The sequence below is a fragment of the Mycobacterium sp. M23085 genome (assembly GCF_045343915.1).
Lineage (GTDB): Bacteria > Actinomycetota > Actinomycetes > Mycobacteriales > Mycobacteriaceae > Mycobacterium.
This window is the reverse complement of the sequence record NZ_CP174280.1, coordinates 151,087-177,565: the sequence shown is the minus strand read 5'-3', so window position 1 is coordinate 177,565 and position 26,479 is coordinate 151,087. Positions and strand designations below refer to the sequence as shown.

The window sequence follows — 26,479 nt, the reverse complement described above, 5'->3', positions numbered from 1 at the left end:
TAACTCCGTGAACCCGCACAATCAGCGAGAAACGGAGAACTCACATGACCGACGCGCTCGTCATCGACGCCGAAGGCCTGGACCGGCTGTCGTGTAACGCGAAGTCCAACCCCGAGACAGGCAGGAAGACGCTGAAAGCCAAGACGGTGTGTGAAACAGGCTTCCGCAACATGACTTACGTCCGCGATTTGGCGCCGATGCTGGTGGGCGAACCGCCCGCGCTGCTGGGCGACGACTCGGCCCCGAATCCCTCGGAGACCGCGCTGGCCGCCCTTGGCTCGTGCGTGTCCGTGGGCCTACTGGCCAACGCGACGCATCGCGGCGTGACGCTGACCAAGATCGAGGTCGAGATGGAAGGCGACATCGACATCTCCGCGGTGTGGGGCGTGGGGGACACCCCGCCCAACAAGTACTTGGGATTCAGCGCCGTTCGCTGCACGGTGAGCCTTGCCGGTGACGCCGACGAAGCCACGCTGCAGGAGATCCACGACAACGCCATCGCCTGGTCACCGGTGGTGAACACGTTTCGCAACCCGGTAACCGTCGACTCGGCCCTGATCACCGACCAAGCAACGTGACGCAACACCCGACCACGGCGACGATGAATCCTGCGGCCGGCCAGTTGGATGTCGCAGTCCTGGAGGACATTCGGGCTCACGCCGCTGACTTGGACCGCGGCGAAGGTCATTCCCGGCGCAGCTTCACCGCGCTGGGCGAGGCCGGCCTACTCGGCATCGGCGCGCCGGGCAATGTCGACGGCCGGCTCCCGGAGATGGCCGAGGTGATCCGATCAGTCTCCGGGGCATGCATGAGTACCGGATTCTCGATGTGGGCGCACCGCATGACTGTCGAGTATTTACTCACGGCCGCAACCCAATTCGGTGCCGGAGCCGTCGCGCCGCTGGTTGCGGGAACGACGCTCGGGGTTACCGGAATGGCCGCGGCGTTCAAGGAGGCGGCGGGCTGCGGCAGCGTGGAGTTGACCGCCACATCGGTGGCCGGCGGCTACCAGGTCTCCGGCCCGATCAGGTGGGCCAGCAACCTGCACCCGGACTCAACCATGGTGACCGCCGCGCGCACCGATACCGGCGAGAAGCTGATCGTCGCGTTGCCACTGGCGACGCCCGGGGTAACCGTGGGTGAGCATTTCGATCTGCTGGCCATGGGCAGCACCGCCTCGTCCTACCTCAACCTGGACGGCGCTTACGTTCCTGCCGACCAAGTGTTGTCCCGTGACTTCGACGGTTTTCTGCAGGCGGTGCGCCCGACTTTCCTTGTCCTGCAGTCGGCCATGTGCCTGGGGCTGACCCGGACGGCCCTGGACCAAGCCCGGCTGGGACTCGGCGGCGTCAACGCAGTGTTCACCGACGATGTCGACCGCACCACGGAAAAGCTGGTTGGCGCCGAAGCCACGCTGGTGACGCTGGCCGCGGCCGTCGGAGGAGCCGAGCCGCCCACCAAGAAGGAACTGTTGTCCCTGCGGCTCGCCGCTGCCGAATTGTCCAGCGCCGGCGCCGACTTGGAGATCCGTACTGCCGGCGGTAAGGGGTATGCGAGCAGAACGCCGGCGAGCAGGCGCTATCGGGAGGCTGCATTCATCCCCGTCCAGTCGCCGTCAGAAGCGCAGCTGCGCTGGGAACTGGCCCGATGCGTCTGAGCGCGAGCCTATGGTGACTCCGGTGGCGGTGCCGCCGGAGGGCGCCGAATCCGAACGCCTGGTCGGCGGGATTCCGCTGACCAGCTTGGTGCGCGACTTTCACCGGCCGATGGTGAATTTCGCTCGCACCATGGTCGATTCAGCGACGGTTGCCGAAGAAGCCGTGCAGGAGGCGTGGCTGCAGGTCCTGAAGTCGTCGGATTCTTTTCAGGGGCGCTCCTCGGTGAGCACCTGGCTGTTCGGCATCGTCAAGCATACCGCGGCCCGGCACCGGCGCCGCGAATCGCGGATCCGCCACCACGAGGTCCTGGCCCCCGCCGACGGTGACGCCGACGACCCGCTGTCCGGCCGCCTGCACCCCGCCGGTCACCCCGATGCCGGGCATTGGCGCGTGCCGCCGTCGCGGCGCTTTCTCCCCGAAGATCATTCCGTCGAAAGCGAACTCCTCGGCTACGTGCGTGCGGCGCTAGACGCTTTGCCCGAACGGCAGCGACAACTGGTCATCTTGCGCGACATCGTCGGCACCTCGGCCGACGATGCGGCCGCGCTTCTCGAATTGTCCGCCGAGGCGCAACGGGCACTGCTCTACCGCGCCCGGGGAAATCTCCGAACCGAATTGGAAAAGCGGTATCAACGATGACCGTTCATGACAACACGATTCCCGCCATCGATTGCGTCGACTTCGTCCGCCTGGTCGACGATCTCGTCGACTCCGACCCGCAGCAGTGGGGACCGATCGTGGCCAAGCACCTCGACGAGTGCCCGCCCTGCCTGATCTACCTGCAACAGATGCTGGACCTCAAGATTCTGCTCAGCCACGTCTTCGACGGGGCGCAGCTCGGCGAGGACCACATTGCCGGTGTCATCAACGCCATCAACACCTTGAGGAAAGGCGAACACGGATGACGATCAACGCTGAAGCACCGCGGCTTTCAAGCGATGCCGTCGTTGCGCAGGACGTGACGGCGCTCCCTGCTGCCGTCGCGGCAGGCGGAGCGCCCGAGGACCCGTTCGAGCCGCTGTCGGTGGGCGCCATGGTGGATCGGGTGGCGGCCATGGCTGTGGAAAAGGCCGCCCATCCGTGGGCGTTCCTGATGCGCTCCTTGGTAGGCGGTGCGATGGTGGCGTTCGGGGTGCTGCTGGCCCTCGTGGTGAGCACCGGTGTCAAAACACCGGGTGTGGCAAGCCTTTTGATGGGCCTGGCCTTCGGCATGTCCTTCGTCCTCATCCTGGTGTCGGGCATGTCCTTGATCACCGCGGACATGGCCGCCGGCTTCCTCGCGGTGCTCAAGCGCACGCTGAACGTCCGCGGCTACGTCGGGTTGGTGAGCCTCGGGCTGATCGGCAACGTCCTCGGCGCGCTGGTATTCGTCTCGGTGTGCGCCGCGGCGGGCGGCCCTTACCTGGGTGCGTTTGCCGAGCGGGCGGCGACCGTGGGCACGCAGAAGGCCGGCCAGCCCTTCTGGACGGCACTGCTGCTCGCCGTGGTGTGCACCTGGTTCCTGCAGACCTCGATGTGCATGTTCTTCAAGGCCCGCAGTGACGTCGCCCGCATGGCGTTCGCGTTCTACGGTCCGTTCGCGTTCGTCATCGGCGGCACCCAGCATGTGATCGCGAATGTCGGATTTCTCGGTCTTCCCTTGCTGCTCAATGTCTTCCATCCGGCCGCGCCGCGAGGCGTGATCAGCTGGGGTTTCGGCCAACACGGTCTGCTCACCAACATCGGTGTCACCACAATGGGCAATCTCATCGGCGGCACGGTGTTCGTGGCGTTGCCATTCTGGATCATCGCGCAACTGCACCGGCGCAAGGTCTAGCCTGCGTTGCTGGGGCCGGTGCCCGGTTGCTCAGCGCGGATGCCGTCGAGCCCGCCGATGTCGCGGCGGCGGACGCGACGATCTTCTCTTCACCTGATGGCAACCCTGGTCGGTTATCTTGCAGGCCGAACACGTACGGGAGGGTGGATGACGCAGGAAACAGAACGAGAATTCGAGAACCAGTCGGTGGCTGCGGTCGACCTCGACACCATGACCGCCACCAAGGAGACACTCGAGGACTACACGCTGCGCTTCGCACCGCGCAGTTACCGGCGGTGGTCCACTGCGGTCGTCGGCATCTCGGCACTCGGCGGTATCGCGTATCTGGCCGACTTCGCGATCGGCGCCAATGTCGGCATCTCCTACGGCACCGGCAACGCCCTGTGCGGAATCGGGATCTTCGCCGCGGTGATCTTTGCGACCGGGCTGCCGTTGGCCTATTACGCGGCGCGCTACAACCTCGACTTGGATCTGATCACCCGTGGTAGTGGTTTCGGCTACTACGGTTCGGTGGTCACCAACGTCATCTTCGCGACGTTCACGTTCATCTTCTTCGCCCTCGAGGGCTCCATCATGGCGCAGGGCCTCAAGCTCGGCCTGCACATTCCACTGTGGGCGGGCTACGCCTGCTCGACGCTGATCATTTTCCCGTTGGTGATCTACGGCATGAAAGTGCTGTCCCAGCTGCAACTCTGGACGACGCCGTTGTGGTTGATCCTGATGGTCATCCCGTTCATCTACCTCGTGGTGAGCCATCCGCACTCGATCCACCAGTTCTTCGCCTACCGCGGCCACGGTGGCAACGGCGCGGAGAACGTCGGCTCTAGCCTGTTGGCAGCGGGGGTGTGCCTGTCGTTGATCGCTCAAATCGCCGAGCAAATCGACTATCTGCGGTTCATGCCGCCGCGGACACCCGCGAACTCCCGGAGTTGGTGGACCTGGATGCTGCTCGCGGGACCCGGCTGGGTGGTGTTCGGTGCGATCAAGCAGATCATCGGACTGTTCCTGGCGGTCTACCTGATTTCAGAGGTCGCCGGCTCTACGTCGGTTGCCAACCAGCCCGTGCATCAATTCCTGCTGATTTACCGCAATTTCATGCCGAGCTGGCTCGCGATCACGCTCGCCGTGGTGCTGGTCGTGCTCAGCCAGATAAAGATCAACGTGACGAACGCGTACTCGGGGTCGCTGGCGTGGACCAATTCGTTCACCCGCGTCACCAAGCATTACCCGGGGCGGGTGGTATTCCTGGGCGTCAACCTCGTCATCGCGTTGATCTTGATGGAAGCCAACATGTTCGACTTCCTGAACACGATTCTTGGCTTCTACGCCAATTGCGGTATGGCCTGGGTGGTTTCGGTTGCTTCGGACATCGTCTTCAACAAGTACCTGCTGAAGCTGTCGCCGAAGACACCGGAGTTTCGGCGCGGCATGCTGTATGCCATCAACCCGGTCGGGTTCGGGTCGATGCTGCTGGCGGCCGGGCTGTCCATCATCGCCTTCTTCGGGGGCCTCGGCGCAGATTTGCGCGCCTATTCACCGTTGGTCGCAATCGTCATCGCGTTGGTGATGCCTCCGATTCTGGCGATCGCGACCGGAGGCAAGTACTACCTGCGGCGCAGCGACGACGGTATCGACCTGCCGATGTATGACGAATACGGCAACCCATCGGCCGCAACGTTGAAATGCCATGTCTGCCATCACGACTACGAGCGGCCCGACGTGCTGGCGTGTCGGACGCACGGCGCGCATGTCTGCTCGCTATGCCTGTCCACCGACAAGCTCGCCGATCACGTGCTGCCGGCGCACGGCTAGTGTTGTGAGTCGTTAATTCGCTTGCAGTAGTTGGCGATGGATTCGAGGATTTGATCGGCGGTCTTGGTCCAGACGTAGGGGCGCGGGTTGTCGTTCCACGTGTCGATCCAGGCGCGGATGTCGGTGTTGAGTTGGCGCACCGAGGTGTGGGTGCCACGGCGCAGTTTTTTGGTGGTCAGTTCGGCGAACCAGCGCTCGACGAGGTTGAGCCAGCTTGAGCTGGTCGGGGTGAAGTGCAACACGAAGCGTGGGTGAGCGTTCAGCCAGCGTTTGACCTGCGGTGTTTTGTGCGTGGAGGCATTGTCCAAGACGACATGGCAGTCCAAGTCGGCAGGCACCGCGGTGTCGATCTTCTTGAGGAAGGCCAGAAATTCCTGGGCGCGGTGACGCGAGTGCAGGGCACCGATGACCTGGCCGGTGGCCAGATCCAGGGCGGCATACAAGCTCGAGGTGCCATGGCGGACGTAGTCGTGGCTGGCTCGCGCCGGCGTGCCGGGCAGCATCGGGAACACCGGTGCGGTGCGGTTGAGGGCCTGGATCTGGGTTTTCTCATCCACGCACAACACCACCGCCCGCTCGGGTGGGTTCAGATACAACCCGACGACGTCACGGACCTTCTGGACAAACAGCGGGTCTTTGGACAGCTTCCACGAATCCTGTTTGCGCGGAGCCAATCCGAACGCCCGCCACACCCGCGAGACCATCGACTGGCTCAAACCCAGATGCTCGGCCATCGACCGCGTCGACCAGTGCGTGGCATCGGGGGGCGTGGTCTCTAGCGTCGCGGTGATCAACGCTTCAATCCGCTCATCACCGACCACCCGGGGCCGGCCCGGGCGCGGCTCGTCGAGCAATCCCTCCAGGCGGTCAGCGGCAAAGCGATTACGCCACTTGGTCACCATTCCCCGCGTGATACCCAGATCGCGTGCTACCGCGGTATTACTCGAATCCCCTTCGCAGGCAAGCACAATCCGCGAGCGCAAGGCCAACGCCTGGGCGCTCTTGGGGCGGCGCGCCCACCCCTGCAACTGCTCACGTTCCTCATCGGTCAACACCACGGGCACAGCAATCGGACTCGGCACACCCCAAGTCTACCCAGTGATCGCGAATTAACGACTCGCGACACTAGGTGTTTTCGTACTGCTGCACCGTCTGCCCGCGCCGCGCCTGCCAGACCGCGGGCCGAAACGCCGCCAGCAGCGTGCCGGCCGCCAAGATCACCGCCGTCAGCCACGGGAAGTGCCCATCGGAGGCAAAGCCATCGGCGGCAATCAGCGACAGCGCGTAGGCCGCCATCGCGGCACCGGCCAACATCACCGGTTCCGCCCAGCGTTCCGTGAGCGGGACACCGAGCATGGGTAGGGGAGCGGCGAAAACCCTTCGCGCCCAGAACAGCAGCGCCATCTCGGCCACAGTTACCACGCCGAGGACGACCACCCATTCCAGCCGGGCCAGCCACCAGTCCGCGCCACCTTCGGGCGGCTGCGGCAACAGCCCGGCCGGATAACCGACGATCGCCACGATCACGACGGGAATCATGTGCCACAGGTAGAGGGCCATGATGTTGTTGTTGGCGATGGACAGCGCCCGCTCGGCGCGCATGGCCCGTAGCGCGCGGTCGAGCGCGGGTGCGGCCGCCATCGCGATTCCGGCTTGGGCGCACCCGAACGCCACCAGGGCGACGGTCGGTGGTGTCGTGTTGTCGATGGTCTGTCCCGGAACACCGATCATGCTGACCGGATAAATCTTCAACCACACCAGCAATGCCAGCGCCACCGCGGAAACACCGGCCAGCAGAAAGGGTTTGCGACCCCCTAATGACCCGCCGTGCCAAGCGATCCCGAGCTGATACAAGGTGCCCCAACCCAGCAGATAATTCACCCAGTTGAGGTAGGGCAGGTGGCCGACCAGCCGGGCGACGTCGGTCACCGCGATGGCCAGGGCGAGAACGCCCGGCACCAGCAGACCCCAACGGCGCTGTGCGGCAATGGCAATCGGCGTCAGCGACACCACCACCAGGTACACCGCCAGGAACCACAGATGCATCGCCACCGCCCAGCCGGCGTACTCGAGCACAGCGCCGGCCACACCGCACGCGCCCAGGATAATCACGACCACCGACACCAACGCGATGTACACGGCCGTCGGCCCGAGGACTCGCGCCAGTCGGCGCTGCACCCAGGTCCGACGCGAAACGCCGTCGGTGTCGTGCCGATGCGTCCAGGAGACGGCGGCGGCGTAGCCGGCAACCAGGAAGAATGCCGGCACTGCCTGGAAGGGCCAGGTCAGCCATTGGGTCCAGGGCTGGTCGACGAGCGGGTTCTGTCGGCCGAACTGTCCGTCGTGGTAGGTCACCGATCCGGCCAGCCAGTGTCCCAGCACGATCAGCACCACGCCCGATACCCGGTAGTAGTCGACCGCCAGATTGCGCGCCGGTCGCGCGGTGTTTGCGCGGTCCATCAGATCGGGGGAGGCTCGACGCGGTACACAGCGCCACGGTACCGTCCAGCAGGCGGCGGGGTCTCGCGCAACCGATGAATAGGGGACATCCCATGAAGCTGGCTCGACTCGCCGAGTTACAGGTCGGTCGTCTCGGTCTGGGTGCGATGGGGATGTCGGTGGCCTACGCCGGCGCGGGCAGTGATGATGCCGAATCGATCCGCACCGTTCATCGCGCCATCGATCTGGGTGTCACGCTGATCGACACCGCCGAGGTTTACGGCCCGTATGTGAACGAGGAACTTCTGGCCCGTGCCTTGCACGGCCGGCGCGATCAGGTAGTGCTGGCAACCAAATTCGGCCTGATTTCGCACACCGGCCGCGACGGCCTCGACAGTAGTCCCGCCAACATCCGCATCGCCGTGGACGGTTCGCTGCAACGATTGGCGACCGAGCACATCGATCTGTACTACCAGCACCGCCTCGACCGCCAGACCCCCATCGAAGACACCATCGGAGCGCTGGCCGAGCTGGTGGCCGCCGGGAAGGTTCGGCACATCGGGCTGTCCGAGGTCGGCGTGAACACCATTCGTCGCGCCCACGCCGTGCATCCCATCACCGCCGTCCAATCGGAATACTCGCTGTGGACACGAGATCAAGAAGACGAGATCTTGCCGGTGCTGCGCGAGTTGGGGATCGGGTTCGTCGCCTACTCGCCGTTGGGCCGTGGCTTCCTGACCGGCGCCATCCGCTCCGCGCAGGAGCTGCCTGACACCGACTATCGCAAGACGAATCCGCGGTTTTTCGACGACAACTTTCAGCACAATTTGCGGTGCGCGGACGAGTTACGCGACATCAGCGTGGACGTCGGCGCCACGCCGGCTCAGGTTGCGTTGGCTTGGCTGCTGGCGAAAGGGCCTGACATCGTTCCCATTCCCGGAACTAAACGTGTCACCCGCCTGGAAGAAAACGTCGGTGCCGATGCGGTGGAACTGACGGCCGACCAACTGGCCAGACTCGATCGCCTCACCCGGCCCGTGGGAGGGCATCACGCCGAGGCGCAAATGGCCTGGATCGACCGCTAGTCGCGCTAGTCGACGCTGGCCAAAGCCGCTGTGCCATACTTCTTCTCGATCAGCGACCATGGGTCGGCGTAGGGGCCGCGTCCCTCCAGCCGGCGCTGAACGATCAGAACCGCACGCAGCGCCGGGCGTAGCACCGGGGCAAGCACCCGCAGCATGAGTCGCAGGCGGCCCTGCGATTCGGCAACCCACGCCATCGTCTGGCTCCAGTCGTGCTCCTGGAAGTCCAGCAGCGCCTGCGCTTCGGTGGTGTCGTACCAGCCGGTGAAACTCCAGCCGCGGTCGTCGGCCGGGTCGCCGGGCAGGCTCGCCGACGGGCCCAGCGCGCCGAGGCCGATGGCCTGCATCATGCTGTCCTCGAGCTCGCGCTGCGTCAGCACGTAGGACTCGTTGCCGCCAATGAGCAGGACCTTGCCGGAAATGGTCGACTCGCGATCGACCCCGTTGGCGAATGCCAGCGCCACATCGCGCGCGTCCACCGCATGCATGCGGTTGTCACCAGGCATCGATCGCATCAGCAGCAGGGAGTCGCCGTTGACCGTCGTGTGGGTGTCCGGCGAGATGACGCCGCCCAGCCGGAAAAGCGCGTACGGCAGGCCGCTGCCGCGGATGGCCGCCTCGGCGAGCACCTTGTCCTGGCCGTACTGATCGATGGGGTTCACCGGGGTATCCGGGGTGATCCGCTCGGGCTGACGGTAGGGATTGCGCGACCCGTATACCGCGGCGCTGGACGCCATCAGGAACAGTGGCCGGCGGGGGAGCGCCGAGCAGGCCGCCAAAAGGTTCTCGGTCCCACCGACATTGACGCGCCGGGCCACCGCGGGCTTGCGGTAGGACAGCGGAGCGACGACGGCGGCCAGGTGAACGACGGCCCCCGGGTTATGAGCCGCGACCAGCTCGCTCACCGCCTCGGCGTCCAGGAGATCGGTGTACGCGGGAATCAGCGTTCCCGGCCACCCGCCGGCGGCGAGTTCTTTCTCGGCGGTGACCGTGTTGTCGTTGCGCAGATCCATCGCGACGACGGTCCGTCCCCGCTCCAGCAGGATCTGCGTGCAGCGCTTACCGACCTGCCCGAACGCGCCGGTGACCAACACGGTGTCGACTGTCATCGGCGAGTCACCGATCCATCAGGCGGCCGGCGATCCGGCCGATCGCGGTGCGAACCCGGGGAGACACGTAGATCGAGAAGAACGGCGTCACGATGTCCTCGCGGAGTCGAGTTAGCTTGGAGCTCTTGATAAGCCACTCACCGTGGATGTTCTCGTAGGTTTCGTGGTAGTGGCCGTAGCCGACCAAGGTTACCCCGGGCCCGAACCGGACCACGTCTTGCAACGCCCATATCCCTCGGGCGGTCGTCGCCGAAGTGAACTCGATTTCGGGTGTGTGCACCTGGTGGGCGGTGGGCTGGGTAGGGCGGCCCAGGGCGTGGCGGGTGAACGCCACGAAGGCGTCGGCGCCGGCGATCAGCTTGCCGCCGGCCTCGGACGTGTCACTGACGAAGTCGTCGGCAAAGATCGTCCGCCAGGCCGCCCAGTCCTTGGTGTCCAGGTAGCGGCAGTAGCGGGCCTTGAGCTGCTTGATGGACTCCCGTGCCGGCAGCGTCTCGGCGACCAGGCCTTCCGCGCGCTCTGTCATTGCGGCTCGATTCTTCCGGTAACCGTCCCGGCGTGACGTTTCACTGGCGAAGTGTAAACCGGTCACCCTTTGAAGTAGACGATCTGATGCGTGGTGGCCAGCAGCCCGCCGTCCCGCGTCCAGACTTTGGCGCTCTGGTCGAAATAGCCGCGAGAAAAGCGGTTCGCGTGGGCGGTGGCCAGCACGAAGTCGCCCGCAAGGGTGTCGAGCTGAGGCTGGTCGGCGTGAAAGTGCGTGGTCAACGAAATGGTGCCGGACGGGATGAAGCCGCCGCGGCGCAGGAACACCCGCGGGTAGAAGATGTCACACATCGCGGCGAGCGCCGGATAGTCGACCCGGCGTCCCGCACTGTCGCGAACCCACAGCGTCGAGGTCGACGACGGACCCGGAACCCCGCCTTTACCGGGCATCGCCCCTTCGACGTACCGCATGTCGTACAGGCTCGTCCATCGAACGAGGCCCGGATCGATCGCAGCCACCTGCTCGGGCGGCGGCGCGCTCGGCGGGTGGCTCTCCGTGTCGGACCAACTTTCGCGCCGGACCGCGAAGATCGCGGTCGCCGTCGTCTTGACCACGTCGTCCTGTCTGAGCTCGACGATCCAATGCTGATTGGTGCGGTTGGTGCGCGCGGCCCGCAGCGTGAGGTCGAAGTCGCCGTCGGCGATCGGCGCGGCGTAGTTGACGGTCAGGGCCAGCGGCTCCCCGATGTGCTCGGGGTGTGTTTCGACGGCGCGCAACATGACGGCGGCGGTGATCCCGCCGAACGGTCCGACCATGTTGGCCCACTCCGGGTGCGTGCGGCCGCGCCTGACGTCCGCATCGACCGTGTCGAGCAGGAGGGCTTCGTCGAACGGATGTGTGTCGGTCATGTGGGTTCCTTGTTCGCCAGAGCGTGCAGCGCCGTTCGGCCGGGCCGCGCCACCGCCACCGTCACCGCCCCGACACGAGTCGACCGCAGATTACTTGCGGCCGGCCGCCTTGCCGAACACCGGGTCTTGGCATGTGGCGCCGAGCCGACGCGCCTGTACACCCGTGTGACGGTGCTGTACAGTCGCCCAGCACAAGGTCGACGCTCGAATGAGAGGCCATCGGTGTGACTTCCGAGTCGGTCGAGGAATTCCGGACCCGGGCCAGGGCCTGGCTGGCCGCGACCATGCCGAGACTCGATCCGGCCAAGGCCGCGCTGCTGGAGCGTGATGAGCTGCCGTCGTGGCACCGGGCTCGGGAACTACAAAAGCTGTTGTGGGAAGGCGGATTTGCCGGGATCTGCTTCCCGCGCGAGTATGGCGGGCTCGGGCTGAGCTACGAATACAAGAAGGCGTTCGACGTCGAGTCCCAGGCATACGAGACTCCGCTTTTGCTCAACGTCCCATCGTTTGCCATCTGCTGCGCAACGATTCTCGACATGGGCACCGAGGAGCAGAAGCGCACGCACATTGCGGCCGCGCTGCGTGGCGACGAGGTGCTGGTGCAACTGCTGTCCGAACCCAGCGGGGGTTCGGATCTGGCCGGCGTCATCACCCGTGCCGAGCGCCGGGACGGACGGTGGGTCATCAACGGCGCCAAGACCTGGAGCACCTGGGCGTTCGCCGCCGACTACGGCCTGTGTCTGGCCCGAACCAATTGGGACGTCCCCAAACACGATGGCCTGACGATGTTCCTGGTGCCGCTGCGCCATCCCGGTGTCACCATCAATCGCATCCGGCAGGTGAACGGCTCCGTCGAATTCTGCGAAGAGTTCTTCGACGACGTCGACGTGGGCGACGACGCCGTCGTCGGTGAGCCGGGCAAGGGGTGGGACGTCGCATCGCGGCAGCTCTACCATGAGCGGCGCACCATGGGAGACGGCTCGGAGTACACCAGCGGGCCGGGAATCGCTGAAGCCCACGATGTTTCGGTCGACCTGGTGTCGCTGATCGAAAAGACGAACCAGGCCGGTAACCAGCGGCTCCAGGAAATGGTCGGCCGGGCGCTGGTACACCGGGCCGTGCATGGACAACTCAGTGAACACGTCTTCCATGCGGTGGCCGGCGGGGCCCTGCCGCCCGCCGCGGGGTCGATCATCCGGCTGTACATGGCCGAGGTGCACGACGTCGAGACCGATACCGCGCTGGCCGTGGCCGGCCCAGGCGCGGTGGTTGACGACGAGGGCGGATTACTCGATATCGGAACGCGCTATCTGGGCCGTCAGACCGCCAGCATCGGCGGCGGCACCACAGAGATGGCGCGCAATGTGATCGGCGAGCGAGTGCTGAACTTCCCGCGCGAGCGCGCCGACGACCGCGGTGTGCCGTTCAACCAGGTGCGGCGCGGCAAAAGCTAAGGAGGCGAATCGGATTGAGCGGTCAACTGCGTGACATTCGAGAGTTGACGGGTGACTCCGACGCCTACCGCGATGAACTGTACCGGCGCTGGACGGGCCTACTGAGCTACCGCTACATCGGTCGCAAACACTCGTCGATGAATCTTGGGGAGACCGACGACACCGTGGTCATCCGCCGCGACATGCGCAACCAGGCGGGTGGAATCATGGTGGCGCCGTTAGCGATTTCGTCTCCGGAGGGCTGCCAGACCGACATGGTCGCCGTGCCCAATCCGGTTATCGCGTCGGTACAGATCGTCGATCCCGGTTACGACGTGAACAGAATCGAGATCGTCGGGTCGGGGATCGTGCACCAGGGCCGCACCATGGGCTACGGGCGCTGCACCATCGTCGACGCCGACAACCCGAGCAGGGTTATCGCCTTCAACGAGGGGCAGGGGGCGATCATCGGAACCCCGCCGGAAGGCCTTGACCGCATGGACGTTTCGGGTACCGAGCTGGTGGTCGAGGACTCACCCGATTTGCCGCCGCTGTGGCAGGCCTTTGGCGCCGCTCGCCGAGACGACGGTCATTGGATACTGCCCGAGCTGAGCACCGAACTCGCGTCGCCGGATGCCGCGCTGCACATCGGGCCCCAGCACGTGGTGCTCGAGACCGCGGCGATCGACCTCGCCGCGGGGGTCGCCGGAACAAACAAGCTGCAGGTCGTGAGCTGGCATGTGATGTTCATGTCGCGCGGCAAGGTGGGTCCCTTCCGGGTCGAGGGCACCGCGCATCGGGGTGGACCCGGGCGCGTCGGCGTGCGCATGCTGCTGCACGACGAGGGCAACGCCGACAAGGCCATCACCTCAGCCGCGGCGGTCTTCGACATCGTCGGTTGAGGCGGGTTTGGCGCTTCCAACCCGCGCGATGTGTGCTGTTAACCAACGAGTTCCTTGATCAAGGACTTTGGGCTCTGCCCGCGAATCCTGCCAGCTGACAACATTACAGAGCTGTAGCCAAGCGGCCGACGGTGTCCTGCCCGTACACCGCGAAGACCGTCCAGGAGTCAACCATGATCGAGCATTACCCGGATGGTGCGCAATGCTCTCCGGCGGTGGACATTTGACGTGCCATGCGGTCGCCCATGAACTCGCCTCCAGCTTGCCCGGGGATGGCGCATGCCTGCCGTTGACACCTTCCCGAGTCCTGGCGTAGTGCAGCGCGCAGCGCGCAGCCCCGTCGCCGATCTGGCAGTTTTCCTTGGCGCCGTAATCATCTTGTGGTTGGTCGTGCGTGTCGGCCGTGGAATGGCCGCGCCATGGATGGTGACGGGCGCACCGCAGGCGGTGTCCACGGATCCGTTCCAGTTGCCTTATTTCGCGGCGCGGTCGTTGCTGCGCATGTTCGTCGCGCTGGGCTTGTCCCTGGTGTTCACGTTCTTCTATGCCACCGCAGCGGCGCGCTCGCGCCGCGCCGAGAAGGTGCTGATTCCGCTGCTCGATATTCTGCAGTCCGTTCCCGTGTTGGGATTCCTGGCGATCACGATCACGGGGTTCATTGCTTTATTTCCCGGTTCCATGCTGGGGCTGGAATGTGCATCGATATTCGCGATCTTCACCTCTCAGGCATGGAACATGACGTTCGCGTTTTACCAATCGCTGATCGCCCAGCCTCACGACCTGGATGAATCGTCCCGACTGTTGCGACTCTCACGATGGCAGCGATTCTGGCGAGTTGACCTGCCCAGCGGTGTGATCCCGCTTGTTTGGAACGGCATGATGAGTTTCGGCGGCGGCTGGTTCTTCCTGACAGCGTCAGAAGCCCTGAGTGTCAACAATCATAAGTTCGCTCTGCCCGGCATCGGCGCCTACATGGCCGCTGCCAGCGCCGACGGAAATTTGACAAGGGTACTGCTGGCCATCGCGGTCATGATCGTGTTGGTCGTTGGAGTCAATGCACTGTTTTGGCGGCCGCTGACGGCATGGTCGGAACGATTTCGGATCGAGGAATCCGAGGCTGCCGAAGCGCCGCGAAGCGTGACGCTGGAGGTTCTGCGACACTCGAGCATTCCGGCGATTGTCGGCCGTCCCCTTGGACGGCTCGTCTATCCGATCGACCGGATGACGGCGCCGTTCGGGATAACGAGGCGGCCGCTGAAAACGTCTGCGACGCGCCGCAGTATCGGCGACGCCGTATCGGTTGTCGTGTTGTCGGTCGTTCTCGGCTACGGCGCATTTCGGGTGATCGAATACATAGTCAGCAGCATCGGCCTCGCCGAAATCGGCCATGCGGCACTCCTCGGCGTGGCCACCTTCGCCCGTGTTGTAGTAGTGGTGGTGGTCTCGACGTTGATCTGGGTACCTATCGGTGTCTGGATCGGCTTGAATCCCAAGGTAACTCGATTAGCCCAACCCATAGTCCAGGTGTTGGCGTCGTTTCCGGCGAACTTTCTGTTTCCGATATTCACCGCCGTGCTGTTGATTACTGGCGTCAGCCTGGACTGGGGCGGCATTTTGCTGATGGCGCTCGGCACGCAGTGGTACATCCTCTTCAACGTCATCGCCGGTGCCAGTGCGATCCCCACTGATCTTCGCGATGCCGCCAACAACCTGAGGCTGTCTTCAGCGCTGAGATGGCGCACCCTGATACTGCCGGGAATCTTCGGCAGCTACATCACCGGCGGTATAACTGCGGCCGGCGGTGCCTGGAACGCTTCCATCGTCGCTGAGGTCGTCCAGTACCACCACACCACGCTTTCTGCCGTCGGCCTCGGCGCCTATATCACGCATGCCACCGCGGTGGGTGATGCCCCGCGGCTGCTCATCGGTGTGATCGCGATGAGCTTCTACGTCGTAACGATGAACATCGTGCTGTGGCAGCCGCTTTACCGCTTATCCGAGCGACGCTTCTCGCTATCCTGACTCTGACGGAGGTTTCTCATGTCCCCACCCGACGTGATCGTTCAGCTGGACCACGTCAGCAAGAGTTTCAGCAAGCCCGGCGGTGGTACCTTGCTGGTTCTCGACGACATCAATCTCGACGTCCGAGAGGGGGAAGTCGTCGCCCTGCTGGGCCGCTCCGGATGCGGCAAATCGACCTTGCTGCGCGTGATCGCCGGCCTCATCGGCCCGAGCAGCGGCGTGGCACGTTACGACGGGATCGAATTGCGCGGCGCCAACCCGGGCACCGCGATGGTTTTCCAGAACTTTGCCCTGATGCCGTGGCTCACCGTGCAGAAGAATGTGGAACTAGGGCTTGCGGCGCGCAAGGTCGGACCTGCCGAACGCAGCAAGCGCGCGCTCGAAGCGATCGATCTGATCGGCCTTGACGGCTTCGAATCCGCGTACCCCAAAGAATTGTCCGGGGGGATGCGCCAACGAGTCGGGTTTGCCCGCGCGCTGGTACTGCAGCCCGATCTGCTGCTGATGGACGAACCCTTCTCTGCCCTTGACGTTTTGACCGCCGAGAATCTGCGCAATGAGTTGATGAGCCTATGGACAGGACCGGAATTTCCGACCAAGGCCATCTGCCTGGTCACGCACAACATCGAAGAAGCGATCCTGCTGGCCGATCGGATTATCGTGCTGGGCAGCAACCCGGGCCACATCCTTGCTGAACTGCCGATTGGGCTGGAGCGTCCCCGGGACCGACGTTCCCCACCATTCCAAGCGCTGGTTGACCAACTCTATGAGCTGCTGACAGGGACCGGGCCGGCCACTACCCTTGTCGACCCCGACAGCGCGACGCCTACCAGTCATCCCTTACCGAGCGCCACTGTCGGCGGGTTGGCCGGATTAGTCGAAATCATCGACGGCAAAGGCGGGCGTGCCGATATCCCTACGATCGCCGCGGACTTGCGCATCGATGCGAAAACCCTGCTGCCACTCGTCGATGCCGCAGCTCTGCTCGACTTCGTGCGCATCGACTCCACCGACCTGGAATTGACCCCGGTCGGAAAGGAGTTCACCACCGCCGATATCCAGACCAGCAAGACGATCTTCGCCCAACAGGCGCGTGGCCGCGCACCGCTGGTACGCACCATCTGCAACGCCTTAGACGATTGCCCGAACAGTACCCTGCGGGCGAGCTTCTTCCTCGACATCCTTCAAGGGTTCAGCCAGAAAGACGCGAAGCAGCAACTCGATACCGCCATCGCTTGGGGACGCTACGCCGAGCTATTCGACTACAACACCGACACCGATGAGATCACCGCGGAACGCGGGGTGAAGATTCCGGCGCCGACCACTACCGCGAGTTAGCGTTCGGTATCGGGGGCCCGCGACGGTCGGCCGCGCATCCCGCTCGACAGACATCGGCATACGGCCTGTTGCCGCGGTCGGCCCCGCGGGCCGAAAGGCCCGCCAGTGTGGGCATTACGGCACTTGCCCGCCAGTGTGCACGACTGATCCACTCGGTAGGGACGGAGTCGGCCGTCGTCGCGATGCTCGATGGCTTTGGTTCTCGATGACACGATTGCGAGGCCGGAGGAAGCGCTCATGGTTTTCGGTGCGCCCCGCCGTTGGATCGCGTGGGTACGGCCCTATGTCGAACCGGCTTTGGTGGCAAGCACATTGGGTGCACTGACGGGCGGGGGGATCGCGTGGCTGGGCGGTTGGCGCGAGATAGCCGATGACTGCTGGGTCGCGGGCACGATACTGGCGATCTTGCCGGCTTCAGTGTGGATGATGTCGGCGTTACGCCGCCGACGCGGCGGTGTCGACTTCATTGCGCTGTTGTCCCTGATCGGTTGTCTGCTGGTCGGCGAGTACCTGGCCGGTGCACTCATTGCGCTGATGCTGACGGGAGGGCGTGCGTAAGATGCGGCGGCCGAGCGCCGTGCCTCGCACGATCTGCGCGCTCTGCTTCAGCGCGCGCCGCGCTTTGCGCGGCGACGTATCGGAACCCAGGTGACTGTCATCCCGCTGGCTGATGTAGCTGTCGGCGACGTGGTGGTGGTCGGCTCCGGTGAGGTGGTGCCGGTGGACGGGCGGGTGGCCGACGTCACGGCAGTGTTGGATGAGTCCGCGCTCACTGGGGAACCGCTCCAGATCGAGCGTGGTGTTGGCGAGCCTGTCCGCAGCGGTGTGATCAACGCCGGCAGCGCGTTTGAACTCCGTGCGACCAACATCCCGGGCCGGGGTCATCGTCCGCGGCGGTGGCGTAATGGAAAACCTTGGTCACGCAACCACTCTGGTGATGGATAAGACCGGAACGATGACAATGGGACGGCCGATGGTGGTCGACACGTTGGCCGCTGCGGGAGAGGAACCGACGTGCATCCTGCGGTTGGCCGCTTCGGCGGAGCAGCTTTCGCCGCACGTGCTGGCCGAGGCCATCGTCACCGAAGGGCTGCGCCGCGGCCTGGAGCTTTCGCTTCCTACCGACGTGGTCGAACACCCGGGCCGTGGTGTGGCGGCGACCGTTGATGGAAGGCGTGTCACCGTGGGCAAACTGCCGGCCGACGCGGTGAGCAGCCCTTGGACATTAAGCGTGCTGAATCGCGCTCGCCTTGACAGCGCAGCCATCGCTTGGGTCTGCATCGATAATCGGCCCGTAGGCGCGGTTCTGTTACGAGACCCGCTGCGTTGGCAGGCGCCCCGAACCGTGCGGCGGTTGCGCGAGGCCGGGCTGAATCGGCTGGTGATGCTCACCGGCGACCGCCCCGAGCCGACTCGTGAGATCGCCGCCGCGGTCACCCTTGCAGCCGCAGCGTAGCTGCCGGCGATGTACACATGGTTGCCGATTTGTGGCACAAAGTCCCTCGCAGCTGAGGTCGTCATCCCCTCGCGTACTTCCGCGTGACCGCACAACGATTGACACAGCCACGCCACGGAAGGAGCCGATTGAGATGACGAAGCGTTTTCCCGATGAGGGCACCATCCGGACGGTGTTGGCCCTGGCGTCTCGCGCGCCTTCCGTACATAACACGCAGCCGTGGCGATGGGCGGTGGGCCAGGAGAGTCTGCACCTTTACTCGGACGTCGATCGGCAACTGCCGAACACCGATCCGGACGGCCGCGACATGATCTTGAGTTGTGGGTTGGCGTTGAATCACTGCGTCATTGGCTTCGCAGCAGTGGGGTGGCACGTCAAGGTGGCCCGTCTGCCTAACCCGGCCGAACCCAATCACCTTGCGGCGATCGAATTATCCCGTTCCCCTGCGGATCCCGTCGACATAGCGCTCGCCGCGGCCATACCGCGGCGTCGAACTGACCGGCGCCACTACAGTTCCTGGCCGGTTCCCGTGGGTGACATCGCGCTGATGGCCGCCCGGGCCGCCCGCAATGGCGTCACGTTATGCCAAGTCGAAGACACCGACAAGCTGCACAAGATCGTGACCCAATCGGTCTGGGATCACATGAATCATGATTACCTTATTGAGCTCACCGCGTGGAGCGGACGCTACGCGTCGGTAGCCGGAGTTCCCGCGCGGAATACGCCCAAGTCCGACCCCAACGCAAAGATACCCGGCCGGCTCTTCGCCGGTCCTGCGCTCACCATGCCATCGGGATCTTCTGCCGCCGAGGACAATGCTGCACTGCTGGCGCTTGGGACCAGGAACGACGACAGGTTGGCCCAGTTACGGGCCGGCGAGGCCACCAGCATTGTGTTGCTGACCGCGACGTCGATGGGCCTGGCCACTTGCCCGGTAACCGAGCCGCTGGAGGTTGCGGAAACGCGGGAAGCGGTGCGCGCCGAAATCTTTGGCGGGATCAGCTATCCGCAGATGTTGCTTCGGGTTGGCTGGGCGCCGATCAACGCCGACCCACTGCCATCGACACCTCGGCGCGAACTTTCAGATTTCGTCGAATGGATGGCTGATCGTGAACGAAACACCGCTGATTAGTTCCATGAGGCATCGAAATCGCTAGAGCTCGTGGGAGTTTGTGATGGAAACGTTCATATGGGATCCACGCTGCTGGCAGATAGCCCGCATCTTTGGCCGCAATCCGCTGCTCCGGCGTACCGATCGGGTTGAATCCCTGGCCGTGTTGGTCGCGATCGTCGTGTCGCTTATCGCGATACCTGTAGCGGGCATCGAAGGCACTGCGGTCTACGCTGCGCTCCACAGCCGATACCTGCAGGAAGCGAACCAACGGCACGCGGTTGTGGCGACAGTGACCGCGACCGGGATCGATCGCATGGATCGCTCTGTCGTACAGGCGAGTTGGCCGGCCGCAGGCGGCGACCGCACTGGCACAGTCGGACTCACCACTGAGGCCAAAACGGGCCAGCACGTCCCAATTTGGATCGATCAGCATGGCAATCCAGCAGACCCGCCAACGCCGACTTGGCGAGCGCTGACCCGCGCACTGGGAACGGTGATGGCGATGGTGTTGGCGACCGGTTTCGCTATGGTCGCACTTGTTGCCGGCATCCGTTTACGGCTAGATCGTGCGCGTGACGCTCACTGGGAGCGCGCAATCAGGTGCTTCCAGGAGAATGGCGGCCGCGCGAACCAACGCTGACGTCATTCGGGGACAAACGTCTCTATGCAGAGCACGCAAATCGGGCGGAAGATATGTCGATGGGCGGATATCGCGACAATCCCGAAGTGACGATGTTAACCGCCGCTGGGCTGCAATGTCTTGTCGAGGAGCTGATCGAACGAGGATACCGCGTTGTTGGTCCGACGCTGCGCGACAACGCAATCGTCCTGGCCGAGCTCGACTCGGCAGATGATCTGCCCCGAGGCTGGGGTGTGGATGTGGGTCCGGGACATTACCGGATCCGCCGTCGCGAGGACGATGCGGCATTCGGGCACTCGGCTGGCCCCCAGTCCTGGAAACAATTTCTTCATCCGCCGCGGCAGCGCGTGTGGAGCGGCACAAGGGACGGGGCCGGCGAAACGCAATCCGAAGAAGATGCTCCCCGGTACGCATTCCTGGGGGTGCGTGGGTGCGATCTCGCTGCGATCGCCACCCTTAACCGCGTACTGGGCACCTCCGAGCATCCCGACCAGTCGTTTGTCAGCCGTCACGGCCGTGCTTTCGTGATCGCGGTGAACTGCACGGAACCGGGTGGACTGTGCTTCTGCGCATCCATGGGCACCGGCCCGGCCGCTGGGCCCGGTTATGACTTGGCCCTTACGGAGCGCCTCGCGGGTGACGAGCCGTCGTACCTTGTCGACGTCGGAAGCGTGGAGGGCGCCGACGTGCTCGCGGCGGTGCCACAACGAGCGGCTGATGCAACCGAAATCAATTCTGCGCGTGCCGAAGTCGAGACGGCAGCCCTACGAATGGGCCGCCAGATGCCGCAGGCGGATCTGCGAGACCTGCTGGTCCGCTCCCGTGAATCGCCGCGGTGGGATGAAGTGGCTAGTCGTTGCCTCACCTGTGGCAACTGCACAATGGTGTGCCCGACATGCTTTTGCACCAGCACGGATGACGTCAGCGATCTCACCGGCGGGCACGCCGAACGCTGGCGCGAGTGGGCGTCGTGTTTCGAGTTCGATTTCACCTACGTTCACGGCGCCGGCAGCGTCCGTCAGTCGGGCGCATCGCGCTACCGGCATTGGCTGACCCACAAATTGGGCACCTGGCATGACCAGTTCGGCATGTCGGGCTGCGTCGGCTGCGGACGCTGTATTGCGTGGTGCCCCACCGGTATCGACATCACTGCAGAGATGAACAAGATGGCCGGCAATGACTGACTGGGCGGCCAGTCACGCCGCACCGCCGTCAGCCATGGCGCCGGTTCCATATCGGGTACGCACCCGCGCGGTGGAAAGCCGGGACTCGGCTACCCTGACCCTGGCACCGGTCGACGAAGCGCTACGCACGCCGCAACCGGGAGAGTTCATGATGCTGTATGCGTTTGGCGTGGGTGAAGCGGCAATATCTCTAAGTGGCGATCCCACCGTCACAGACGGCTCCATCACTCACACCATTCGCGCGGTCGGCGCCGTCAGCCGAGCCCTGCATGCCGCCGAGCCGGGAACCGTTGTCGGCGTGCGTGGTCCGTTCGGCACTGCGTGGGGGTTGGACGAAGCGGCCGGAAGGGATTTGGTGATGGTCGCCGGTGGCGTGGGGCTATGTCCGCTGCGCCCGGCGGTGCTCGGCGCGCTGGCCCAGCGGCAGCGCTACGGCAAGGTTATGCTCGTCGTCGGCGCGCGCTCCCCGGCCGACTTCGTCTTCGCCGCCCAGCTGGAGAAGTGGGCGGAAGAACCCCAGATCGAACTGCATCTGATCGTCGACGCCGCTACGTCCGGCTGGAGCGGCGAGGTCGGCTTGGTCACTGCGCCGCTGGGCCGGCTGGAGCTGGATGCCGATCGCACTACCGCATTTCTGTGCGGGCCGGAGCCGATGTTGCGCTTTGGGGCGGAGACCCTGCTCGCGAAAGGGGTTGCGGCGCAACATATCCGAGCATCATTGGAACGTAACATGCAATGTGGAGTTGGATGGTGCGGTCACTGCCAGCTGGGGCCGCTACTGCTGTGCCGAGATGGTCCGGTGGTCGGTTATGACATTGCCGGCCCGCTGCTGCGGGTAAAGGAGCTCTGATGAGCCGACCGACGCTGGCCGTATGGAAGTTCGCCTCCTGCGACGGTTGTCAGCTGACCCTGCTGGACTGTGAGGACGAGCTGCTCACCCTGGCTGACCAGGTCGAGATCGCCACCTTCGCCGAAGCTTCTAGTGCAACGGTCGGCGGCCCCTACGACGTGTCGTTGGTCGAAGGCTCGATCACCACCCGGGGCGATGAGCTACGCATCCACGAGATTCGGGACCAATCGAAAGTGTTGGTCACCATAGGAGCATGCGCAACGGCCGGGGGAGTGCAGGCGCTGCGCAATTTTGCCGACGTTGCCGAGTTCACGTCCGTTGTCTACGCCAAACCCGAGTACATCGATACGCTGGCCACCTCGACGCCGGCATCGGCGCATGTCAAAGTTGACTATCAGCTGCAGGGGTGTCCGATAGACGGCGGACAATTGCTCGACACCCTCGCGGCGCTGCTGATCGGGCGCAAACCACGACTGCCGGCCAAGACGGTGTGCACGGAATGCAAATTGCGCGGCGTGACGTGCGTCTTGGTCGCGGAGGGCATCCCGTGCCTCGGGCCGGTCACGCACGCCGGCTGTGGGGCCTTATGCCCGCGGCATCATCGAGGTTGCTATGGCTGCTTCGGCCCGTCGGCGGTACCCAGAACCGCGACACTGATCCCGCTGCTGCGCCGTGACGGAATGTCTGAGGACCAGGTCGACCGGGCGTTCTCGACGTTCAACGTCGCACCCTTCACCGAAGAGCGAGACAAGCAATGAACCAGGAAACGCGCACACTGGGTGTGCGCGCGCTCACCCGGGTCGAAGGCGAAGGCGCGCTGCGCATCTCCCTCAAGGGGGAGGAGCTGCAGAGCGTCCAGCTCAACATCTACGAGCCGCCGAGGTTCTTCGAAGCGTTCCTGCGGGGCCGTTCTCACTCGGAGCCCCCGGACCTGACCGCCCGGATCTGCGGAATATGCCCCGTCGCCTATCAGGTGAGCGCCTGCAACGCGATTGAACAAGCCTGTGGCATCCGGGTGGATGACGATATCGTCGCGCTGCGCCGTCTACTGTATTGCGGCGAATGGATCAATAGTCACGCCCTGCATATTTACCTGCTGCATGCGCCGGACTTCCTCGGCTACGCCGACATCATCGGCATGGCCCGCGATTACGGGGCGGCCGTGGAACGTGGGCTTGCATTGAAGAAGGCCGGGAACCAGCTGATGGAGTTCGTTGGTGGCCGGGCGATCCACCCCGTCAACCTGCGCCTGGGCGGGTTTTACTCCGTGCCAACCAAACTGGAGTTCCAGCCAGTGGCCGAGCAGTTGCGTAGGGCGCTGGACAACGCACTGGCCACGGTTGAATGGGTGTCCGGCTTTGATTTCCCCGACCTCGAGCTGGACCATGAATTCCTCGCGCTGACGGCATCCGGCCGGTATCCCATCGAAAATGGCCTGATCGCACGCAGCGCCGGCCCGGCGTTTCCCGCCGCCGATTTCACCAGCCATGTCGTTGAGTCGCAGGTTCCGTACTCGACGGCGTTGCATGCGACCCTGGACGGCGGACGCTACTTAACCGGGCCGCTCGCGCGTTATTCGTTGAACTCGTCGGCGCTGTCGCCCATGGCCGCGCAGGCCGCCACGAACGCCGGATTGTCATCAGAATGCCGAAATCCATTCCGCAGCATTATCGTTCGAGCCATAGAAGTGGTCTATGCGCTCGAAGAGGCATTGCGGATCATCGACGAGTATGAGCGTCCGTCGCGCCCATGCGTCGACGTTCCTGCCCGCACCGGCGTAGGACATGGCGTCAGCGAGGCGCCACGCGGCCTGCTGTATCACCGCTATCAGATCGATGATGCGGGCCTGATAGAGTCTGCGACCATCATTCCGCCCACCTCGCAGAATCAGGCAGCCATCGAGGCGGATCTGGGCCGCGTCGTCACGGACAATCTGTCTCTCGATGATGACGCGCTGACCACCCTGTGCGAAAGAACGATTCGCAGTTATGACCCGTGCATCTCCTGCTCGGCACACTTCTTGCGGCTGACGGTGTTGCGACAGTGACGGGCGCGTCCGGTCCAATCGTAATCGTCGGTATCGGATGCGGTTGCCGGCGCGATGACGGCGTGGGTATTGCCGCTGCGACCGCACTCGACGACCGAGCGATTCCGAACGTCGTTGTGAAAACGGGTATCGCCGACTCGATGAGCCTGCTCGAGGCGTGGACGGGTGCCTCGCTGGCGGTGATCATCGACGCCGCGATTGCCACCCCGTCGACTCCCGGCCGAATACGTCGCTGCGAATTGAGTGATGTGGCCGCACAAACCCACGGATTGCATTCGCACAGCCTCGATATCGGCCGCACCCACGAACTTGGTCAAGTGCTTGGGCGCGTTCCCGATGAACTGGTGATGTTCGCTATCGAGGTGCCAGATATCGATCACGGCATCGGCCTGAGCCCGCTGGTAGCAGATGCCGTGCCCAAGGTGGTCGATATGGTTGTGGCCGAGATCAACCGCGCCTTGCCTGTGGGCGGACGTCGCCCTTCGCTTTTCGACTCATCGACGACGTCAAGATATTAGTCCGTTTTCCCGCGTCGGTTGAGTACGTTCGACCTTCTGGCCGCAGTTCGGGCAGAATCGCTCGGCGGGGTGATGCTCCGCACCGCAGTGCGCACAGAAGTGAGGTTCGTTGGCGTCCGACTGGTTCGGTATCAGACGAAGCGACTGTACGCCGCCGGTATCGCCGGAAATGTCTGGCGCCGATGTCTGCTTCGCAGATGTAACGGCGCGTGCACCAGTCGATTCGGCGTACACGCGAACAGGGCGGGAACTGGCTCTGAGCAACAACGAAGTCAGCGCGGCGCTCAAGCCGACCACCGATACGACGCTGATGAGCAGGTACCACCACAGCACCGCGCCGCTCAACAGCGCCGTATCTCCGTACTGCTGGCGCAGATTGACCGCGCTGGTCCTGAGGTCTTCTAGGCCGGGATAGCCAGGCGACAACGCCAAAGCCTGGTCGAACTCGCCGATCGCATCGGTGTAGCGACCCGAATAAAGATTCCGCAGCCCTCGCCGATAAAACACATCTGCCGGCCCTAGCGTCGATTTCACGCCGCGGGCGGTCAAGATTGCGGTGAGCCCGCCGGCAGGTGTGATGAAGTTGAACGGCTGGGTTTCGCCGGCGGGGGCGAAACTGTTGACTCCGACCACCTTGCCGTTCAGCCCGATCGTGGGGCCACCGCTCATGCCTTCCGTCATGGCAGCGTCGATCTCATACTCCGGGCTTGGCCCCACGGTCGACTTCTTGCTGATAGTGCCGCTCTTGTAGGTGGGATCCAGCGATGGGCCGGTGATGTTTTGGGTGCTTTCGGGGAATCCCACCGCGAGAATGGGCGTCCCAATGGCCACGTCAGCGTCCGCTCCCAATTCGGAGGACGGAAGGTTGGACTTGGCTATTTTGAGCACAGCGACGTCGCCCTCTCCGAGGGGACGGAAATCGACGACGTTGGCAGCTAGTTTCGCGACGAGCTTGGCCCCGGTACCGGACATGACCTTGAAACTCACGCGCGGACCCTGCCCGGGCGCGTCACCTTCCACTACCGCGTTCTTCTGGAGCCAGTCGAGGGTCTCCGAGGGCTCGCGCGACTCCGGGACATCGGGGTATTGACTTCGGTACTCGCTGGCGGCCCGCTTGAGGATGAGCATCTTGGCGCTCGCCGGGTCTACGCAGTGACCTGCCGTCGCCACCCACCCGTCGGGATTGACGGCAAAAGCCGTGCAGTTCCAGGTGACCAGGAAAGGCATGCTGGACCCGCGTCCGAATTGAGACAGAACCTCGCCATTGGGCAGGCGCACCTGGCCGTTGCCCTCGCCGGCGAGGTACATAACGGATGGCCGTATCAGATCGGCCGCCCGTTCCTCCAGTTTGGCTTGCTGAGATTCGTTATCGGCGAATGCCGTGCCCGGCGGCTCAGCCAGCAGGATCAGCGTGGCCGCAAAACATACCGCCAACGCTCGAAACCAGGGCGCGCTTGATACGGCCTGGGCCGCACGGGAAGCCGTCATTTCTGGCACCACTTGCCCCGAGCGATCTCGCCCTCCGCGCAGCGCTTGGCCAGCGATGACGGATGACGGCTCATTGCCTCTAGGCGCTCGGCTGCGTACCGTTGCGCCGCAATCCAACTGGGATGCGACGCAAGAACGATTACCTGCCCTCTAACGACCGATGTCATGGTGAACCG

The 26,479-nt window shown here is 64.3% G+C and carries 24 protein-coding genes and 1 pseudogene; 19 read left to right on the top strand and 6 right to left on the bottom strand.

What is annotated here, in order from left to right; translation table 11 throughout:
- Positions 1 to 44: 44 nt before the first annotated feature.
- The 6 genes from ACIUM1_RS00845 (at position 45) to ACIUM1_RS00820 (ending at position 5,286) form a co-directional block, all read left to right on the top strand.
- Positions 45 to 578 carry an OsmC family protein gene (locus tag ACIUM1_RS00845; RefSeq protein WP_406815437.1) on the top strand — a complete coding sequence of 178 codons (534 nt, stop codon included), beginning with the start codon at positions 45 to 47 and terminating at the stop codon, positions 576 to 578.
- Between the two features lie 23 nt (positions 579 to 601).
- Positions 602 to 1,657, top strand: a complete 1,056-nt coding sequence (locus tag ACIUM1_RS00840; RefSeq protein ID WP_406817884.1) for an acyl-CoA dehydrogenase family protein — start codon at positions 602 to 604, stop codon at positions 1,655 to 1,657.
- A gap of 10 nt (positions 1,658 to 1,667) precedes the next feature.
- Complete coding sequence (locus tag ACIUM1_RS00835) at positions 1,668 to 2,297, top strand: RNA polymerase sigma factor (protein ID WP_406815436.1); 630 nt, start codon at positions 1,668 to 1,670, stop codon at positions 2,295 to 2,297.
- Positions 2,294 to 2,563, top strand: a complete 270-nt coding sequence (locus tag ACIUM1_RS00830; RefSeq protein WP_406815435.1) for a hypothetical protein — start codon at positions 2,294 to 2,296, stop codon at positions 2,561 to 2,563. The genes ACIUM1_RS00835 and ACIUM1_RS00830 overlap by 4 nt, the downstream gene beginning before the upstream one ends.
- A complete protein-coding gene (locus ACIUM1_RS00825) occupies positions 2,560 to 3,474 on the top strand; it encodes a formate/nitrite transporter family protein (protein ID WP_406815434.1) in 915 nt (304 codons plus the stop codon). The genes ACIUM1_RS00830 and ACIUM1_RS00825 overlap by 4 nt, the downstream gene beginning before the upstream one ends.
- Positions 3,475 to 3,684: 210 nt before the next feature.
- Positions 3,685 to 5,286, top strand: a complete 1,602-nt coding sequence (locus ACIUM1_RS00820; RefSeq protein WP_406817883.1) for a purine-cytosine permease family protein — start codon at positions 3,685 to 3,687, stop codon at positions 5,284 to 5,286.
- On the opposite strand, the gene ACIUM1_RS00815 is transcribed toward ACIUM1_RS00820, so the two are convergent.
- Together ACIUM1_RS00815 and ACIUM1_RS00810 are read right to left on the bottom strand one after the other, a co-directional pair.
- Entirely contained in the window at positions 5,283 to 6,368 is a 1,086-nt protein-coding gene (locus tag ACIUM1_RS00815; protein ID WP_406815433.1) for an IS630 family transposase, read from the bottom strand. The two genes, ACIUM1_RS00820 and ACIUM1_RS00815, sit on opposite strands and share 4 nt — an antisense overlap.
- Before the next feature lie 43 nt (positions 6,369 to 6,411).
- Positions 6,412 to 7,746, bottom strand: a complete 1,335-nt coding sequence (locus ACIUM1_RS00810; RefSeq protein WP_406815432.1) for an acyltransferase — start codon at positions 7,744 to 7,746, stop codon at positions 6,412 to 6,414.
- Between the two features lie 92 nt (positions 7,747 to 7,838).
- On the opposite strand from ACIUM1_RS00810, the gene ACIUM1_RS00805 reads away from it, so the two are divergent.
- Positions 7,839 to 8,810, top strand: a complete 972-nt coding sequence (locus tag ACIUM1_RS00805; protein ID WP_406815431.1) for an aldo/keto reductase — start codon at positions 7,839 to 7,841, stop codon at positions 8,808 to 8,810.
- Between the two features lie 5 nt (positions 8,811 to 8,815).
- Here the strand turns inward: ACIUM1_RS00805 and ACIUM1_RS00800 are convergent, their stop codons facing one another.
- The 3 genes from ACIUM1_RS00800 to ACIUM1_RS00790 form a co-directional block, all read right to left on the bottom strand.
- The gene (locus ACIUM1_RS00800; protein WP_406815430.1) at positions 8,816 to 9,916 is read right to left on the bottom strand and encodes an NAD-dependent epimerase/dehydratase family protein; all 1,101 of its coding nucleotides are present in this window, start codon (positions 9,914 to 9,916) and stop codon (positions 8,816 to 8,818) included.
- A gap of 7 nt (positions 9,917 to 9,923) precedes the next feature.
- A complete protein-coding gene (locus ACIUM1_RS00795) occupies positions 9,924 to 10,442 on the bottom strand; it encodes a nuclear transport factor 2 family protein (RefSeq protein WP_406815429.1) in 519 nt (172 codons plus the stop codon).
- 62 nt (positions 10,443 to 10,504) lie between these two features.
- Positions 10,505 to 11,311, bottom strand: coding sequence for an acyl-CoA thioesterase (locus tag ACIUM1_RS00790; RefSeq protein ID WP_406815428.1), 807 nt, complete (start codon positions 11,309 to 11,311; stop codon positions 10,505 to 10,507).
- Positions 11,312 to 11,535: 224 nt separating this feature from the next.
- On the opposite strand from ACIUM1_RS00790, the gene ACIUM1_RS00785 reads away from it, so the two are divergent.
- From ACIUM1_RS00785 to ACIUM1_RS00730, 12 genes and pseudogenes are all read left to right on the top strand, one after another.
- Positions 11,536 to 12,765 (top strand): acyl-CoA dehydrogenase family protein, encoded by a 1,230-nt coding sequence (locus tag ACIUM1_RS00785; protein WP_406815427.1) that lies wholly within the window; start codon positions 11,536 to 11,538, stop codon positions 12,763 to 12,765.
- 14 nt (positions 12,766 to 12,779) lie between these two features.
- Positions 12,780 to 13,646 (top strand): hypothetical protein, encoded by an 867-nt coding sequence (locus ACIUM1_RS00780; protein ID WP_406815426.1) that lies wholly within the window; start codon positions 12,780 to 12,782, stop codon positions 13,644 to 13,646.
- Between the two features lie 279 nt (positions 13,647 to 13,925).
- Positions 13,926 to 15,668 carry an ABC transporter permease gene (locus ACIUM1_RS00775; protein ID WP_406815425.1) on the top strand — a complete coding sequence of 581 codons (1,743 nt, stop codon included), beginning with the start codon at positions 13,926 to 13,928 and terminating at the stop codon, positions 15,666 to 15,668.
- A gap of 18 nt (positions 15,669 to 15,686) precedes the next feature.
- Complete coding sequence (locus ACIUM1_RS00770; protein ID WP_406815424.1) at positions 15,687 to 17,006, top strand: nitrate/sulfonate/bicarbonate ABC transporter ATP-binding protein; 1,320 nt, start codon at positions 15,687 to 15,689, stop codon at positions 17,004 to 17,006.
- A gap of 237 nt (positions 17,007 to 17,243) precedes the next feature.
- Positions 17,244 to 18,447, top strand: a pseudogene (locus tag ACIUM1_RS00765) (HAD family hydrolase); the annotation flags it as partial.
- A gap of 148 nt (positions 18,448 to 18,595) precedes the next feature.
- Positions 18,596 to 19,594 (top strand): Acg family FMN-binding oxidoreductase, encoded by a 999-nt coding sequence (locus ACIUM1_RS00760; protein ID WP_406815423.1) that lies wholly within the window; start codon positions 18,596 to 18,598, stop codon positions 19,592 to 19,594.
- Positions 19,595 to 19,637: 43 nt separating this feature from the next.
- Positions 19,638 to 20,216 carry a hypothetical protein gene (locus ACIUM1_RS00755; RefSeq protein ID WP_406815422.1) on the top strand — a complete coding sequence of 193 codons (579 nt, stop codon included), beginning with the start codon at positions 19,638 to 19,640 and terminating at the stop codon, positions 20,214 to 20,216.
- Between the two features lie 59 nt (positions 20,217 to 20,275).
- On the top strand, positions 20,276 to 21,400 hold the full coding sequence (locus ACIUM1_RS00750; protein ID WP_406815421.1) for a 4Fe-4S dicluster domain-containing protein: 1,125 nt from the start codon (positions 20,276 to 20,278) through the stop codon (positions 21,398 to 21,400).
- Complete coding sequence (locus tag ACIUM1_RS00745; protein ID WP_406815420.1) at positions 21,393 to 22,250, top strand: FAD/NAD(P)-binding protein; 858 nt, start codon at positions 21,393 to 21,395, stop codon at positions 22,248 to 22,250. Before ACIUM1_RS00750 ends, ACIUM1_RS00745 begins: the two co-directional genes overlap by 8 nt.
- Entirely contained in the window at positions 22,250 to 23,008 is a 759-nt protein-coding gene (locus ACIUM1_RS00740; RefSeq protein WP_406815419.1) for an oxidoreductase, read from the top strand. The genes ACIUM1_RS00745 and ACIUM1_RS00740 overlap by 1 nt, the downstream gene beginning before the upstream one ends.
- Positions 23,005 to 24,297 carry a Ni/Fe hydrogenase subunit alpha gene (locus tag ACIUM1_RS00735; protein ID WP_406815418.1) on the top strand — a complete coding sequence of 431 codons (1,293 nt, stop codon included), beginning with the start codon at positions 23,005 to 23,007 and terminating at the stop codon, positions 24,295 to 24,297. Before ACIUM1_RS00740 ends, ACIUM1_RS00735 begins: the two co-directional genes overlap by 4 nt.
- Complete coding sequence (locus ACIUM1_RS00730; protein ID WP_406815417.1) at positions 24,294 to 24,815, top strand: hydrogenase maturation protease; 522 nt, start codon at positions 24,294 to 24,296, stop codon at positions 24,813 to 24,815. Before ACIUM1_RS00735 ends, ACIUM1_RS00730 begins: the two co-directional genes overlap by 4 nt.
- Here the strand turns inward: ACIUM1_RS00730 and ACIUM1_RS00725 are convergent.
- Positions 24,804 to 26,303, bottom strand: coding sequence for a trypsin-like peptidase domain-containing protein (locus ACIUM1_RS00725; protein ID WP_406815416.1), 1,500 nt, complete (start codon positions 26,301 to 26,303; stop codon positions 24,804 to 24,806). The two genes, ACIUM1_RS00730 and ACIUM1_RS00725, sit on opposite strands and share 12 nt — an antisense overlap.
- Positions 26,304 to 26,479: the final 176 nt, after the last annotated feature.

What these genes read in the sequence shown, in the direction of transcription:
- ACIUM1_RS00795 (WP_406815429.1), bottom strand. Translation starts at nt 10,442, where the DNA reads ATGACAGAGCGCGCGGAAGGCCTGGTCGCCGAGACGCTGCCGGCACGG.
- ACIUM1_RS00830 (WP_406815435.1), top strand. Translation starts at nt 2,294, where the DNA reads ATGACCGTTCATGACAACACGATTCCCGCCATCGATTGCGTCGACTTC.
- ACIUM1_RS00825 (WP_406815434.1), top strand. Translation starts at nt 2,560, where the DNA reads ATGACGATCAACGCTGAAGCACCGCGGCTTTCAAGCGATGCCGTCGTT.
- ACIUM1_RS00735 (WP_406815418.1), top strand. Translation starts at nt 23,005, where the DNA reads ATGAACCAGGAAACGCGCACACTGGGTGTGCGCGCGCTCACCCGGGTC.
- ACIUM1_RS00805 (WP_406815431.1), top strand. Translation starts at nt 7,839, where the DNA reads ATGAAGCTGGCTCGACTCGCCGAGTTACAGGTCGGTCGTCTCGGTCTG.
- ACIUM1_RS00810 (WP_406815432.1), bottom strand. Translation starts at nt 7,746, where the DNA reads ATGGACCGCGCAAACACCGCGCGACCGGCGCGCAATCTGGCGGTCGAC.
- ACIUM1_RS00790 (WP_406815428.1), bottom strand. Translation starts at nt 11,311, where the DNA reads ATGACCGACACACATCCGTTCGACGAAGCCCTCCTGCTCGACACGGTC.
- ACIUM1_RS00760 (WP_406815423.1), top strand. Translation starts at nt 18,596, where the DNA reads ATGACGAAGCGTTTTCCCGATGAGGGCACCATCCGGACGGTGTTGGCC.
- ACIUM1_RS00845 (WP_406815437.1), top strand. Translation starts at nt 45, where the DNA reads ATGACCGACGCGCTCGTCATCGACGCCGAAGGCCTGGACCGGCTGTCG.
- ACIUM1_RS00820 (WP_406817883.1), top strand. Translation starts at nt 3,685, where the DNA reads ATGACCGCCACCAAGGAGACACTCGAGGACTACACGCTGCGCTTCGCA.
- ACIUM1_RS00835 (WP_406815436.1), top strand. Translation starts at nt 1,668, where the DNA reads ATGGTGACTCCGGTGGCGGTGCCGCCGGAGGGCGCCGAATCCGAACGC.
- ACIUM1_RS00775 (WP_406815425.1), top strand. Translation starts at nt 13,926, where the DNA reads ATGCCTGCCGTTGACACCTTCCCGAGTCCTGGCGTAGTGCAGCGCGCA.
- ACIUM1_RS00840 (WP_406817884.1), top strand. Translation starts at nt 602, where the DNA reads ATGAATCCTGCGGCCGGCCAGTTGGATGTCGCAGTCCTGGAGGACATT.
- ACIUM1_RS00800 (WP_406815430.1), bottom strand. Translation starts at nt 9,916, where the DNA reads ATGACAGTCGACACCGTGTTGGTCACCGGCGCGTTCGGGCAGGTCGGT.
- ACIUM1_RS00770 (WP_406815424.1), top strand. Translation starts at nt 15,687, where the DNA reads ATGTCCCCACCCGACGTGATCGTTCAGCTGGACCACGTCAGCAAGAGT.
- ACIUM1_RS00750 (WP_406815421.1), top strand. Translation starts at nt 20,276, where the DNA reads ATGGGCGGATATCGCGACAATCCCGAAGTGACGATGTTAACCGCCGCT.
- ACIUM1_RS00745 (WP_406815420.1), top strand. Translation starts at nt 21,393, where the DNA reads ATGACTGACTGGGCGGCCAGTCACGCCGCACCGCCGTCAGCCATGGCG.
- ACIUM1_RS00740 (WP_406815419.1), top strand. Translation starts at nt 22,250, where the DNA reads ATGAGCCGACCGACGCTGGCCGTATGGAAGTTCGCCTCCTGCGACGGT.
- ACIUM1_RS00755 (WP_406815422.1), top strand. Translation starts at nt 19,638, where the DNA reads ATGGAAACGTTCATATGGGATCCACGCTGCTGGCAGATAGCCCGCATC.
- ACIUM1_RS00725 (WP_406815416.1), bottom strand. Translation starts at nt 26,303, where the DNA reads ATGACGGCTTCCCGTGCGGCCCAGGCCGTATCAAGCGCGCCCTGGTTT.